The sequence below is a fragment of the Streptomyces sp. NPDC002054 genome, assembly GCF_040296685.1.
Lineage (GTDB): Bacteria > Actinomycetota > Actinomycetes > Streptomycetales > Streptomycetaceae > Streptomyces.
In genome coordinates this window covers 45,624-57,986 of record NZ_JBEOXT010000047.1, presented here as the reverse complement: position 1 = coordinate 57,986, position 12,363 = coordinate 45,624, and the positions used below count along the sequence as shown (strand labels likewise).

General features: G+C 71.0%; 13 protein-coding genes and 1 pseudogene. 11 read left to right on the top strand and 3 right to left on the bottom strand.

The window, feature by feature from the left end:
- Positions 1 to 381: pseudogene (locus ABT123_RS32715) on the bottom strand (hypothetical protein); the annotation flags it as partial.
- Between the two features lie 70 nt (positions 382 to 451).
- On the opposite strand from ABT123_RS32715, the gene ABT123_RS32710 reads away from it, so the two are divergent.
- The 7 genes from ABT123_RS32710 (at position 452) to ABT123_RS32680 (ending at position 4,745) form a co-directional block, all read left to right on the top strand.
- Entirely contained in the window at positions 452 to 640 is a 189-nt protein-coding gene (locus ABT123_RS32710; RefSeq protein ID WP_351321374.1) for a Rossmann-fold NAD(P)-binding domain-containing protein, read from the top strand.
- Between the two features lie 404 nt (positions 641 to 1,044).
- Entirely contained in the window at positions 1,045 to 1,368 is a 324-nt protein-coding gene (locus tag ABT123_RS32705) for a helix-turn-helix domain-containing protein (RefSeq protein ID WP_351321366.1), read from the top strand.
- Between the two features lie 24 nt (positions 1,369 to 1,392).
- Entirely contained in the window at positions 1,393 to 1,659 is a 267-nt protein-coding gene (locus ABT123_RS32700; protein ID WP_351321364.1) for a hypothetical protein, read from the top strand.
- 127 nt (positions 1,660 to 1,786) lie between these two features.
- A complete protein-coding gene (locus ABT123_RS32695) occupies positions 1,787 to 2,503 on the top strand; it encodes an ABC transporter ATP-binding protein (protein WP_351321362.1) in 717 nt (238 codons plus the stop codon).
- Positions 2,500 to 4,026, top strand: a complete 1,527-nt coding sequence (locus ABT123_RS32690; protein ID WP_351321360.1) for a hypothetical protein — start codon at positions 2,500 to 2,502, stop codon at positions 4,024 to 4,026. Before ABT123_RS32695 ends, ABT123_RS32690 begins: the two co-directional genes overlap by 4 nt.
- Entirely contained in the window at positions 4,007 to 4,243 is a 237-nt protein-coding gene (locus ABT123_RS32685) for a hypothetical protein (protein WP_351321358.1), read from the top strand. The genes ABT123_RS32690 and ABT123_RS32685 overlap by 20 nt, the downstream gene beginning before the upstream one ends.
- Positions 4,209 to 4,745: a hypothetical protein gene (locus tag ABT123_RS32680; RefSeq protein ID WP_351321356.1), complete on the top strand. Its 537-nt coding sequence runs from the start codon at positions 4,209 to 4,211 to the stop codon at positions 4,743 to 4,745. The genes ABT123_RS32685 and ABT123_RS32680 overlap by 35 nt, the downstream gene beginning before the upstream one ends.
- Positions 4,746 to 4,778: 33 nt before the next feature.
- Here the strand turns inward: ABT123_RS32680 and ABT123_RS32675 are convergent, their stop codons facing one another.
- Positions 4,779 to 6,020 (bottom strand): thiolase C-terminal domain-containing protein, encoded by a 1,242-nt coding sequence (locus tag ABT123_RS32675; RefSeq protein WP_351321354.1) that lies wholly within the window; start codon positions 6,018 to 6,020, stop codon positions 4,779 to 4,781.
- A 181-nt stretch (positions 6,021 to 6,201) separates the two neighbouring features.
- Here ABT123_RS32675 and ABT123_RS32670 point away from each other — a divergent pair, with 181 nt between their 5' ends.
- Positions 6,202 to 7,413 (top strand): acyl-CoA dehydrogenase family protein, encoded by a 1,212-nt coding sequence (locus ABT123_RS32670; protein WP_351321352.1) that lies wholly within the window; start codon positions 6,202 to 6,204, stop codon positions 7,411 to 7,413.
- Positions 7,413 to 7,886, top strand: coding sequence for a nitroreductase family deazaflavin-dependent oxidoreductase (locus ABT123_RS32665; protein WP_351321350.1), 474 nt, complete (start codon positions 7,413 to 7,415; stop codon positions 7,884 to 7,886). Before ABT123_RS32670 ends, ABT123_RS32665 begins: the two co-directional genes overlap by 1 nt.
- A 90-nt stretch (positions 7,887 to 7,976) precedes the next feature.
- On the opposite strand, the gene ABT123_RS32660 is transcribed toward ABT123_RS32665, so the two are convergent.
- The gene (locus tag ABT123_RS32660; protein ID WP_351321348.1) at positions 7,977 to 8,624 is read right to left on the bottom strand and encodes a TetR family transcriptional regulator; all 648 of its coding nucleotides are present in this window, start codon (positions 8,622 to 8,624) and stop codon (positions 7,977 to 7,979) included.
- A gap of 296 nt (positions 8,625 to 8,920) precedes the next feature.
- On the opposite strand from ABT123_RS32660, the gene kbpA reads away from it, so the two are divergent.
- Both kbpA and afsK read left to right on the top strand, forming a co-directional pair.
- On the top strand, positions 8,921 to 9,856 hold the full coding sequence (gene kbpA, locus ABT123_RS32655; RefSeq protein WP_351321346.1) for an AfsK-binding protein KbpA: 936 nt from the start codon (positions 8,921 to 8,923) through the stop codon (positions 9,854 to 9,856).
- A gap of 59 nt (positions 9,857 to 9,915) precedes the next feature.
- On the top strand, positions 9,916 to 12,318 hold the full coding sequence (gene afsK, locus ABT123_RS32650) for a protein serine/threonine kinase AfsK (RefSeq protein WP_351321372.1): 2,403 nt from the start codon (positions 9,916 to 9,918) through the stop codon (positions 12,316 to 12,318).
- The last annotated feature ends 45 nt before the right edge of the window (positions 12,319 to 12,363 follow it).

Sequence of the window (12,363 nt, the reverse complement as noted above, 5' to 3'; positions counted from 1 at the left end):
GTAGCGGGCGGCTCCATCGTGCCGCCCCTCGAAGCGGTGGGGCGCGTAACGGCCCGGCGGATCGGCCGAGTAGAGCGCCTGAATGGCGCTGCCCAAAGTCTGCTGGCTGCGAGGGTCGGCGGCGAAGGCCAGATGCGCGTCGGAACTCGTCCATTGGGCGAAGTTGAGGATAGTCCGGCCGTCGGATCCCTCCAGACAGTGCCGCGCAAGGTACGCAGCCGGCAGCGGGGCCTCCTCCCAGGCGTCCATGACGCCGGACATAACCTTCCGCTGTTGTTCGGGCCCCTCGGTGTGCCATAGGGACGCCAGGATGAGGCCCGCGTCCGGACGGTCAGGGTCGGGCAGTGCGACCGGCTGGAAGCCGGCAACGGTGGCGGTCATGGCACCAGCCTTCAACCTCAACTGCGATTGAGGTCAAGTTCCGTGATCGCCCAAGGTCGACGACCCGGCCCTGAAAAAGCGCCCTAAGGTCCTTGGGTGGATTCGCGGAGCCAGAGGATCCCGCTGCGACACCACCCCGGCCAAGCAGGGCCGCCTCACTCCGAGTTCCCACATCCCGGTCCGCCCGGCGGAGTCCTTCGCCGCCCCGTACCCGGACTACGCGCTGCTGTCCGCGTGGAATTACGTGGAGGAATCGTGACGAAGGAGCAGGAGTTCCGCACGGCCGGCGGCCGGTGGACCCGCTGCACCCCGGAGGTCCGGTGCTCTGGGCGGGCCCACCGGCCGACGTTCCGGTTTCGTGCCGGGCGCGGACGCGGAAAGGCGGGGGTGAAGCCCGACCGGTATTCCGCTTGGTGCCGCCTCCATGGTGCGCGGTGCGCGTTTTGCCCTATTCCCCGATTCTCCCTGCGTTGATCTTGATCGTCGCATCGGCGTCGCCCTTGGCGCGAACCTTCTTGCCCCGCCGGTCCGTGTTGTGGCTATGGTGGCCACGCCGAAGAGGCGGCCCCGGCCAGGGGGCTGAAAGCCGCTTGGTGAAAACGGGGTAAAAGGGCATTTACGGGGGAGCACGGATTGACTCTGTCATCTGACAGAAGCGTCGGCGTGGAACGCTCGGGCGCTTGCTGTGGACCATTTGATCTGCCGCGATGGGTACACACCGCGGATCTGTCCCTTCTCACGGCGCGCGAGCGCGAGATACTCGTCGCATTGAGCGACTGCCTACCGAACAACGACATAGCCCGCCGCTGCTGCATTACGGAGCGGACGGTGAAGAAGCACGTCGCCGGCATCTTTGCCAAGCTGGACATCTCTTCGCGGGCCGAGGCCGCCGTCATAGCGACGTTCCGGAAGCGTGAACTGCGGCTGGAGAGTGTCCTCTCGTACACTGGTGGGTCTCTTGCAGACATGGAAATCTCTCGCGGGTAATCACCTGTAACAAGGAGGAAGCACATGTCTGTATCCACTCTGGTGCCGCAGTCCGTGGTGTACACGCAGCAGGCCACGTCGCGCGTCATCGAGTCGGCCCAGATGAAGCTGGACAAGGCGCTCGTCCGCTACGACGCCTGGTTCCTGGTCGTCGTGGCGGTCATCCTCGCCCTCGGCGCCACCGTCGCCGCGGGTCTGGCGGTCTGGTGTGTGGTGAAGCAGAACAAGTCGTTCACCGGCCGCTGGGAGTTCAAGAACATGGGGCTGCGGGTCCGCTTCGAGTGCGTTTAACACGGGCCGACAGATAGTCGGCTGACGTCTGTTCCGGATGGTGCCCAGGCAGCCCGAGCCCGGTGGACGGCCAAAGCCGCCTGGGCACCCTCCACATGGCGGACTCAGTGAAGGATTGATGCGAACAGTGGCCCTTCTCGACGTGAAGAACATCAGTTACTCCTATGACGGCATGGTCAATGTCCTCTCGGATGTTTCCCTTTCGGTCACCGAAGGATCGATCGTCGGCCTGGTCGGGCCGAACGGATCCGGGAAATCCACGCTGATCAAGAACATTTTCGATCTCGTGCGCCTCCAGTCGGGGTCCTTGCGCGTCGGCGGCCACGAGCACGCCTCTGCCGAAGCGAAATCCATGGGCATGTATCTCTCCAGCAACGACTATCTGCCGGAGTTCCTCACCGCCCGTGAATACCTGTCCCTGATGGGCAATATGTTCGCTGTCGATGTCGACGATGCCGCAGCGCGCGAGCTGTTCCGCACATTCTCGATGGAGGGGCGCTACGACCATCTCATCGAGGACTATTCGCACGGCATGAGGAAGAAGACCCAGCTCGTTTCCTCGCTGGTGATGCGCCGGCCCTTGACCGTGGTCGACGAAACGCTGAACGGGATTGACCTCGAGGCGCTGCACCTCTGCGAGAAGGAATTCAAGCGGGTTCGCGACGAGGGCCGGTCCATTCTGCTGTGCACCCATGACTTCTCGGTCCTGGAGCGGCTGGCCGACCGCATCGTGTTCCTCGACCTGGGGACCGTGGTGTGCGACGAGCCCACCGCGGACCTGATGGCGGAGTACGGCTCGGTGGCCACGATGGTGTTCGACCATCTCGGATCGGATCAGCGATGAACGTTCGGCTGCGCCAGTCCGTCGTCCTGGCCCGGATGCTCCTCGTCTTCTTCAGACGCCGGGTGCTGCGTGCGGGGGTACTGCGCTCCGCCCCGGTGAGGGTGACCGCGGTCTCGGCAGCCGTGTTGCTCCTGGGCGTGATGTGCACCTCCGCCTTCCTCTTCCTGAAGCCGCTGGCCGACGGCGAGGAGGTGTGGCGCCTGCTGTTCGACACCTCGACGGTGTCGCTGGTGCTGTGGGTGCAGATCGCCTTCCTGCTGGTGAAGGTGCTCTTCATCAACGCGGAGGGGATGCTCCAGCTGAGCTACCAGCTACCGGTCACCAACCGTGAACGCCAGACGGCCTTCCTGATGTACGAGGCCACGATGACGGGGGTCGTGGCCGGCGTGGGCCTGATCTCCCTCGCGGTGAGCGCGCTGCTCCTGCTCGGGGTGGACGCCGTTCCGTACATCACCGCGTCCGTTGTCATGCCCGTCGCCCTCACATACCTGGCGCTCAGCGTCCTCTACCAGCTGTTGACACGGCTGTGGGGCCTGGTGCGGCTCACGCGCGTCTCCAACATCCTGTCCGTCCTGGCGCTGTTCGCCCTGCTGGCGGTCTACTCCGTGCAGATGCAGGCGATCTTCACCGGCATCAGCCAGGCATACCTGGACAAGCGGACCCACTATTCCTGGGTGACGTCCGTCTCCTGGGCGTGGCACCGGTTCGGGGCCCTGCCGACACTCGCCGCCGCGGTGCTCCTGGTGATGGCACTCATGGCCCTCGCCCTGGTGCTCGCACCGAACCGGCACGTGCCTCAGTCCCGCTACCTGAACGTGGCGACCGGCAGACGGCTGAACCGTGTCCTGGGCCCGTACGACTACTGCCTGCTGCGCAGTTCGCAGACCGTGGCGGGCGCGGTGATGGCCGTGGCCGTCTTCGTGTACCTGCTGCTGGACGGCGGGATCAGCCCGATGTGGAGTTTCACGCTCCTGTGCTTGGGCGGCCTGTACCAGTTCACCGCCACCCAACCGCTGCGCATGCTGCCCGGGGCTGCGGAGCCCGCCTGGCGGACCTACGGCCGTCTCGTGAAGGCGCAGGTCGTCCTGCTCGCCGTGTTCGTCGTCCCCGCGCTCGGGATCGCGGCCATTGCGAATCCGGGCTTCGTCGTCGAAAGCGGCCCGGCACTCCTGAGCTGTCTTGGCGGCGTGGTCCTGACCACGTGCATCAGCATCGTGTTCCCCGCGGAGAAGGACAACCCGTTCTCCGTGTTCCTGGGGCTTTCCGTGGTGGGCGTGATGCTGGCGCTGACGGGGATCGGGCTGGGCATGCTCAGCATTCCGCCGTGGGCCATCATGGCCAGCTTCGCCACGGCTGCCGCGCTGTTCGTCTGGTACGCGGTCCAGGGAATCGAGACGAGTGAATCGAGGAGAAGAAATGAAGAAGGCGCTGTCGGTCGTGAAGTCCGTCGTCGGAGCCGCGCTGCTCACGCTGGTGACCGCGGTGGTCTCCTTGCTGTTCCTGATGTTCTCGACGGACGGTGACAAGGCGGTCCGCCGGGAGTCGCTGTTCGGTTCGCTGTTCTTCGAGACGCGTGAGATCGGCGGTGGCGGGCTGGGCGTGGAGATGGGTGTCGACAATCCGACCGCGCTGCTCGTCATCTTCTTCGTGCTCGCAGTCGTCCTGGCGTTCGTCCAGTTCATCTACCGGGGGTTGAAGCAGCGCCGTGAGTACCTCATCAACGAGATCTCCGCGGGCTGACCAGGGGGTCCGCCGCCGGGACGAGTTCCGCGTCCGTACCGTCGTGGCGGCCGTGGCCATCCAGGTGTGGCCGCTGCTGGCATTCCTCGGTCTGTTCCTGGCGGCGGGCCTTGCGTGGTTCGCGCGGTCGGGGGACGGGGTGCCGGCCGAGATGGCGTGGTGGCTGTTCAAGCCGGCCGCCCTGGGCCTGGCGGCTTCCTTCGCCCTGCACGAATCGGCCCACGCCGTCTTCCTCAAGCGGATCCGGACCGTCACGCACATCGCGGTCGACCGGACGCTGCTGCGGGTCTCGGTCGTCCCCCAGGGGACCATGACGGCACGTCAGGTGGCGGGTGTGGCCGTCGCCGGGCCGCTCTCGTGCGCCGTGGTGGGCGCCGTGCTCTGGCTTTCGGCGGCGGACCGCGCACTGGCCTGGTGGTACTTCGCCCACCTGGTCTTCCTGCTGCCCTTCTTCGGTGACGGCCGGGTCCTGCGCCACGCACTCCGCGCGATCCGGCCCTGATCGACCGGACACCCCCTGCACCTCCTGTTCCCGCTATTCCCGCCCGAGGATCACCGTGCCCGAGGAGCAGAACCAGCCGCCGGTGCCGGAGGCGAGGGCCACCTCGGGGAGGCGTCCGCCGGGCTTGCGGACCTGGCCCTCGCCCGCCTCGCCGCGCAGCTGGCGCACCGCCTCGACGAGCAGGAACAGCCCGCGCATGCCCGGGTGGCAGGCGGAGAGCCCGCCGCCGTCGGTGTTGACCGGGAGTTCCCCGTCGCGCAGCAGCCGGCCCTTCTCGACAAAGGCTCCGCCCTCCCCCTTGGCGCAGAAGCCCAGGTCCTCCAGGGTGACCAGGGTCATGTAGGTGAAGGCGTCGTAGATCTCGGCGACATCGACGTCGGCGGGGCGCAGGCCGGCCCGTTCGAAGGCCAGCCGGCCGGAGACGGCTGCGGGGGAGACCGTGAAGTCCTCCCACTCCGACATGGTGGTGTGCGAGACCGAGGTGCCGGTGCCCAGGATCCACACCGGGTCCTTCGCGGTGTCCGGGACGTATTCCTCGGCCGCCAGCAGCACCGCGCAGCCGCCGTCCGAGCGGATGCAGCAGTGCAGTTTGGTGAAGGGGTCCGCGATCATCTCCCCGGACAGCACCTCGTCCACGGTGATCGGGTCCCGGAACATGGCGTCCGGATTGGTCGCCGCGTTGGCCCGGGCCTGGACGGCCACCGAGGCCAGCTGCTCCAGGGTGGTGCCGTACTCGTGCATGTGGCGGCGTGCGGCCATCGCGTACTTGGAGATCAGCGTGTGGCCGTACGGCACCTCGAACTGGAGCGGGCCGCGGGCGCCGAAGGACAGGTTGGCGGTGCGGCGGCGGGCCTTGATGTCCGCGCGGGCGGTGGAGCCGTAGACGAGCAGGACGGCATTGGCGTGGCCGGCCGCGATCGCGTCCGCCGCGTGGGCCGCCATCACCTCCCAGGTCGAGCCGCCCACCGAGGTGGAGTCCACCCAGGCCGGCCGCAGCCCGAGGTACTCGGCCACCTCGACCGGGGCGAGCGTGCCCAGGCCGGCCGAGGCGAAGCCGTCGATGACCGAGCGGTCCAGGCCGGAGTCGGCGAGCGCGCGGCGCGCGGCCTGGGCGTGCAGGGCGTACGGGGTCGGGCCGTCGACCCGCCCGCAGTCCGAGAGGGCGACCCCGACCACGGCGACCCTGCGGCGGCCGGGCCTGCCGGCCCTGCCCGCAGCCTTGCCGGTGGCCGTGCCGGTGACGCTTCCCGTGTCGTTTCCCGTGACCGTGACCATGAATCTGACGGTACATCAGATTTGGGTGCCCGGTACATCCCCGGCCCGCGGCGACTGGCGCCGCGCCGCGTGGCGCCCGGCGCCGCTCCCCGGTCCGGCCTGATCGGCAAGCCTGCCCCTAGGCATCTGCGGCCCCGCGCCCTAACATGACGCGCCGTCAGATACGGGGAGGAGCCCGCCGATGGACGCCGCCTTCACCGCGGAGCAGGACGAGATGCGCCGCACCCTGCGCGAGATCCTGGGCAAGCACTGTGGACCGGACGAGGTCAAGGCCGCCGTCCGTACCGACACCGGCCACGACCGCGAGCTGTGGCAGCGGCTCGCCGGGCAGCTCGGGCTGCCGGGGATCGCCCTGCCCGAGGAGTACGGGGGCGTCGGCTGCACCCCCGCCGACCTCGCCCTGGCCTGCGAGGAGACCGGGCGGGCCCTGCTGCCCTCCCCGCTGCTGGCCACCGCCGCCCTCGCCGCCCCGCTGATCCTGGCCCTGGGCACCGGGGCCCAGCGCTCCGCGCTGCTGCCGCGCCTCGCGGCCGGTGACCTGACCGCGGCCCTGGCCGTGCCCGGCACCGCCCTGGCCACCGCCCTCGCCCTGACCGGCGAGAACACGGTCGGGGAGTGGTCGGGCGGCGGCCGGGCCGGCGGGGTGCAGGCCCGCCGCGAGGAGGCCGGGGGCTGGCGGCTCTATGGCGAGGCCGGGCAGGTCCTCGACGGCCACAGCGCCGGCCTGCTGCTGGTCGCCGCGCACACCGGCGGCTTCGCGCGCAGCCGCACCCTGCTGTTCCTGGTGCCGTCGGACGCGCCCGGCCTGACCCGCACCCGGCAGGCCGTCCTGGACGAGACCCGGCCCCAGGGGCGCATCCAACTGCGCGACACCCCCGCCGAGTTGCTGGGTGAGAGTGCCGAGGCCGAGGTGGCGGCCGAGGTGACCGGCGCGCTGGCCGCTACCGGCCGTACCGCCGCCGCCGTCCTCGCCGCCGAAGCCGCCGGAGCGGCCGGCCAGGCCTTGGCCCGCACCGTGGAGTACGTACGGCAGCGGGAGCAGTTCGGCCGGGCCGTCGGCTCCTTCCAGGCCGTCAAGCACCGGCTCGCCGACCTCTACGTCCAAGTCCAGGCGGCTCGCTCGGCCGCCTACTACGCGGCCTGGGACCCCGGCCAGGCCGGCCTCGCGCTCGCCCAGGCCCTCGAAGCCCTGCGCCTCACCTCCGGCGAGGCCATCCAGCTGCACGGCGGGATCGGCTTCACCTGGGAACACGACGCACACCTGTACTTCAAGCGGGCCGCCGCCGACGAGCTGCTGTTCGGCCCGGTCCACCGGCTGCGCGCACACGCGGCCCAGCGCGCCGGGCTGTTCAGCCAAGGCACCGCCCCGACCCAGGAGAAGGTGGCCGTCTGATGGCTCCAGGCGTCAAGCTCATGCAGAAGCTGTCCTCGACCGTGTTGTTCGCCCGGATCGCACCGCACTTCATTCCGGCGATGGACAAGGCGGTGCACCGGCTGACCCGCGGCAAGGTGATCCTCAGCGCCCAGATGCTGCCCGGGGTGATCCTCACGGCGAAGGGCGCCAAGAGCGGCGAACCGCGCACCACCCCGCTCGCCTGCATGCCGGAGGAGGGCGGGACGAGCTGGCTGCTGATCGGCTCGAACTTCGGCCGCCCCGGGCATCCGGCCTGGACCGGGAACCTGCTCAAGCACCCGGACGCGGACATCAGCTGGAAGGGGCAGGACATCAAAGTCCGGGCCCGGCTGCTGGCCGGTGAGGAGCGCGCGGCGGCATGGCAGGCGGTCCTGAGGTTCTGGCCGCCGTACGCGACGTACCAGGCGCGCATCGAGCGCGAGATCCGGCTGTTCCGGCTGGAGCGTCGCTGATCGCAGCCGTAACGCGGCCATGGTGCGGCCATAGCGCGGCCGTAATGCGGCCGTGGGCCCGGCGGGCGGACCCTGGAGGGGGTCCGCCGCCTACTTGGTCGGCTTCTTGCCGGTGATGCCCAGGTGGACGAGCAGGGCCAGGTTCGGCTTGAGCTCGGCCTGCTTGACGCCCCAGGTCTGGAAGCCCTTCTGGTGCGAGGCCACCGCGGCCAGCATGGCCACCAGGGAGCCGGCCATCGCCGCCGGGCTGACATCCTTGTCGACCTTGCCCTTGGCCTGGAGCTCCTTCACCGATTCGGTAAGGGAGTTGGTGACCGAGTTCAGGATCTTCATGCGGATCTTGTAGAACCGTTTGTCCCCCTCGGCTGCGCCGAGGTCGACGACCCGCAGGATCGCGTCGTTGCTCCGCCAGAACTCCAGGAAGCCGTCGACGAGTTCCTCGGCGGCCTGCCAGCCGGACTTGCCGACCCAGGAGCGGCCCTCGACCAGCGCGGTCAACTGCGCGCCCTCGGTGGCCATTTCCTCGGCGATCTCCAGGACGGCACCCTCGACGTCCGGGAAGTACTGGTAGAAGGTCGCGGGCGAGGTGCCGGCCTTGCGCGCGACGTCGATCACCTTCACGTCGCGGTACGGCGAGCTGCTGAGCATCTCGCTGAGGCAGTCGAGCAGCTTCTGCCGCGTCGCCTGACCGCGCCGGCCGGCAACGCGGCCGTCGACGGTGCGTACTTGTCCTGTCATGCCGTCAGCTTACCGAGGGGTGATCGGGGCGCGATTCGGCCGCCTGCAAATGGGGTTACGGGGTGCCTGGCCTGGGCGGGAGTGGGTGGAACGTCCGATTCCGGTGGCGCTGCGGTGGCGCTGTGGGATGCCCCCGGGCCCGGCCCGGGCGCGGTCCGCGCGCCCGCCGCCGGTAGCCGCTTCGCCCGAATAGTCTTATCAACAGGCTGTGGACAAAGGAACGGGTGGATCATGGCTTGACGGGCAGAATGCGCCAGAATGCAGCAGACCTCTTGCAAACGGAAGGAAACGGTCCCATGGCCGCATTTGCAGAAGGCATGCCCTGCTGGGTGGATGCCTCCCTTCCGGATGTCGAGGCCGGCAAGCGGTTCTACGGTGAGCTCTTCGGGTGGACCTTCGGCCCCGCGGCCGGGCCCGCCTACGGCGGCTACACCCAGGCCTACCGCGACGGCCGCAACGTCGCCGCCCTCGCCCCCAAGCCCGACGGCCGGATGCCCACCGTCTGGGAGGTCTACCTGTACACCTCCGACGCCTATGCCGCCGCCGCCCGCATCCGGGCCGCCGGCGGCCAGATGGTGATGGAGCCCCAGCCGGTCGGCCCGTACGGCACGGCCGCGATGGCCGCCGACCCCGGCGGCGCCGTGTTCGGCCTGTGGCAGCCCGGCACCCACCACGGCTTCGAGGCCAGCATGGAGCCGTACACGTACTGCTGGACCGAGGTCTACACCCGGGCCCGGGACGCGGTGGACGTCTTCTATGCCAAGGTCTTCGGCTATGTCGCCCAGGACCAGGACGACGCCGGCATCGAGTACCGGGTCTGGTCCCCGCCCGGCAGTGCGCCCGGACCGGACACCGCCGTGGTCGGCCGCAGTCTGATCACCGAGGCCTTCCCGGAGTTCCTGCCCGCGCACTTCCTGGTGTATTTCGCGGTGCCCGACGTGGACGCCTCGGTGGCCACGGTGCGCCGCCTCGGCGGCCGGGTCAGCGCCGACCCCTTCGATACGCCGTACGGCCGGATCGCCGTGGTCGCGGACAACCAGGGGGCGGCCTTCGCGCTGCTGGCCGAACCCGAGGCGGACCCCGGGACCGGGGCCAGGACCGGGGCCGAGGCCGGGGCGGGAGCCGGTGCAGAGGCCGGATCCGGGGCCGGATCCGGGGCCGGGACGGGCCCGGATGCCCGACCCGTTGTCCACAGCGGCCCGGACCCGGAGCCGCACGGGGCCGGGGCCTGACAGAATCGGGGAGCGCGGGCCCGGACCTGGGCCCCGTACGGGGAGGTGTGAGGCGAGTGGTGGAGCAGCTGACGCAGCACGACCCGAGACGGATCGGCCCCTTCGAGGTGCTGGGCCGGCTCGGAGCCGGCGGCATGGGGCTGGTCTATCTCGCGCGGTCGGCGTCCGGCCGCCGGGTCGCGATCAAGACGGTACGGACCGAGCTCGCCGAGGACCAGCTGTTCCGGGTGCGCTTCACGCGCGAGGTCGAGGCGGCCCGCGCCGTGTCCGGCTTCTACACCGCGGCCGTGGTGGACGCCGACCCCCGGGCCCCCGTGCCCTGGCTGGCCACCGCGTACGTCCCGGCGCCCTCCCTGGAGGAGATCGTCAACGAGTGCGGGCCGATGCCCGCCCAGGCCGTCCGGTGGCTGGCGGCCGGCATCGCCGAGGCCCTCCAGTCCATCCACCATGCGGGCCTGGTCCACCGTGACCTCAAGCCGTCCAACGTCCTGGTGGTCGAGGACGGCCCCCGGGTGATCGACTTCGGTATCGCCAGCGGTGTCTCCAACACCCGGCTGACCATGACGAACGTGGCCGTCGGCACCCCCGCCTACATGTCGCCGGAGCAGGCCAAGGACTCGCGCAGCGTCAAGGGCGCCAGCGATGTCTTCTCGCTCGGCTCCACCCTGGTCTTCGCCGCCACCGGGCACCCGCCGTACCACGGGGCCAACCCGGTGGAAACGGTCTTCATGCTGCTGCGCGAGGGCCCGAACCTGGAGGGTCTGCCGGACGAACTCCGCCCGCTGATCGACTCCTGTATGCAGATGGATGCGACCCTCCGGCCCACCCCGGCCGATCTGCAGGCCCAGCTGGCACCGCACCTGTTCGCCGCGGGCGACGACAACAGCGGAACCGCCTCGGCCTGGCTGCCGGGGCGGGCCGTCGCCATGATCGAGGCCCGGCGGGCCGGCCAGCGCACGGTACAGACCCCTGCCCCGGTCGGAGGTCCCGGCGGCGGCCAGGCCACCCACCGGCGCGAGCGCCCCGCCCCCGCCCCCGGGCCCGCCCGTCCGCGCCCCGCCGACCCGTGGGCGGATCCCCGTACCGGCCATGCGGCACCGCCGCGGCCCCAGCACCCGCCGATCACCCCGGCCCCCGCCGGCGGGGAGCCCGTCCGGCTGGGCGGCTCCCCGGTCCCGATCGGCCCGGGCCCCCGAGTCCCGGCGGCGGTCTCCGCCCCGTCTGCCTCCTCCTCCGACTCGGCCACCGGCTGGGTCCGCCCGCCCGGCGGCGCCGCCGCACCCGTCCCGGCGCCCGCGCTGCCCCGGCCCGGCGGCCCGGCCCCCGACAGCGGTCGCTGGCGGCCCTGGCGGTTCCGGATGTCGAACGAGGTCTGGGGCACCCCCACGGTCGCCGGCGAGCTGCTCTACGTCACCTCCTTCGAGGTCCACGCCCTCGACGTGGCCAGCGGGCGCCGCCAGTTCAAGACCCGCGACGTGGCCTGGGCGATGGCCGTCACCGACGGCCGGATCCACGCCTCCGACGGCCCCTCGCTGTACGCCCTGGACGCCGTCGACGGCTCCGAGCGGTGGCGGCTGGCGAGCGACGCCTGGGTGTATGCGCTGCGCGCCGACCGCGGCACGGTGGTCACCGCCACCCGCGGCGGCGGCGTCCAGGCGTACGAGGCGACGAACGGCCAGAAGCTGTGGGGGCTGACCGGCGCCCAGACCGACTTCGAGACGGCCGATGCCGCCCCGGTCCTGCACGACGGCACGGTGTACGTCTGGCAGGACGCGCGGCTGCGCGCGCTGGACGCCCGTACCGGCCGGGAGTCCTGGTCCTACCCGGTGGGCGATGCCGCCTCCTGCGGGAACGTCCCGGTCCGGGTCACCCCGGCCCCCGACGGCAATGTGTACGTCGCGGCCGGCACCCGCGTCCTGTCCGTGGACCGGGCCTCCGGCCGGGTCCGCTGGCACTTCGAGGCCCCGGCGGTCTTCCTGGCCCCGCCGGCCTTCGCGCCCGGCCCGGCGGTCACCGGCGGCGGCGTCTACCTGGCCGACTACCTGGGCACCGTCTACGCCATCGACGCGGCCACCGGCACGGACCGCTGGCGCATCGCCACCGAACCCCGCCAGTCCCCGGACCCGGTGGTGGTCGCGGACGGCAGCGTCCACCTGGCCTCCGGCAGCGCCTTGTACACCCTGGACGCGGTCACCGGCACCCCGAAGTGGCGGTTCGCGGCGGGCGCCGAGATCACCGGCGCCCCGGCGGTCGCGGACGGCCGGGTCCACTTCGGCTCGGCGGACCACTGCCTCTACACCCTGGACGCCGCAGGCGGCCAACTCCGCTGGAAGCTGGCCACAGGCGGCGAGATCGCCGGCTCCCCGGTGGCCGAGGCGGGCGTGGTCTACGCCTGCAGCAAGGACCGCTGCGTCTACGCCCTCGACGCCGCCAAGGGCACCGGCACCCGCACCACCTCCTGACGCTGCCGCCGCTGCCCGCCCCTCCCGGGCGGGCAGCGGCGCAGG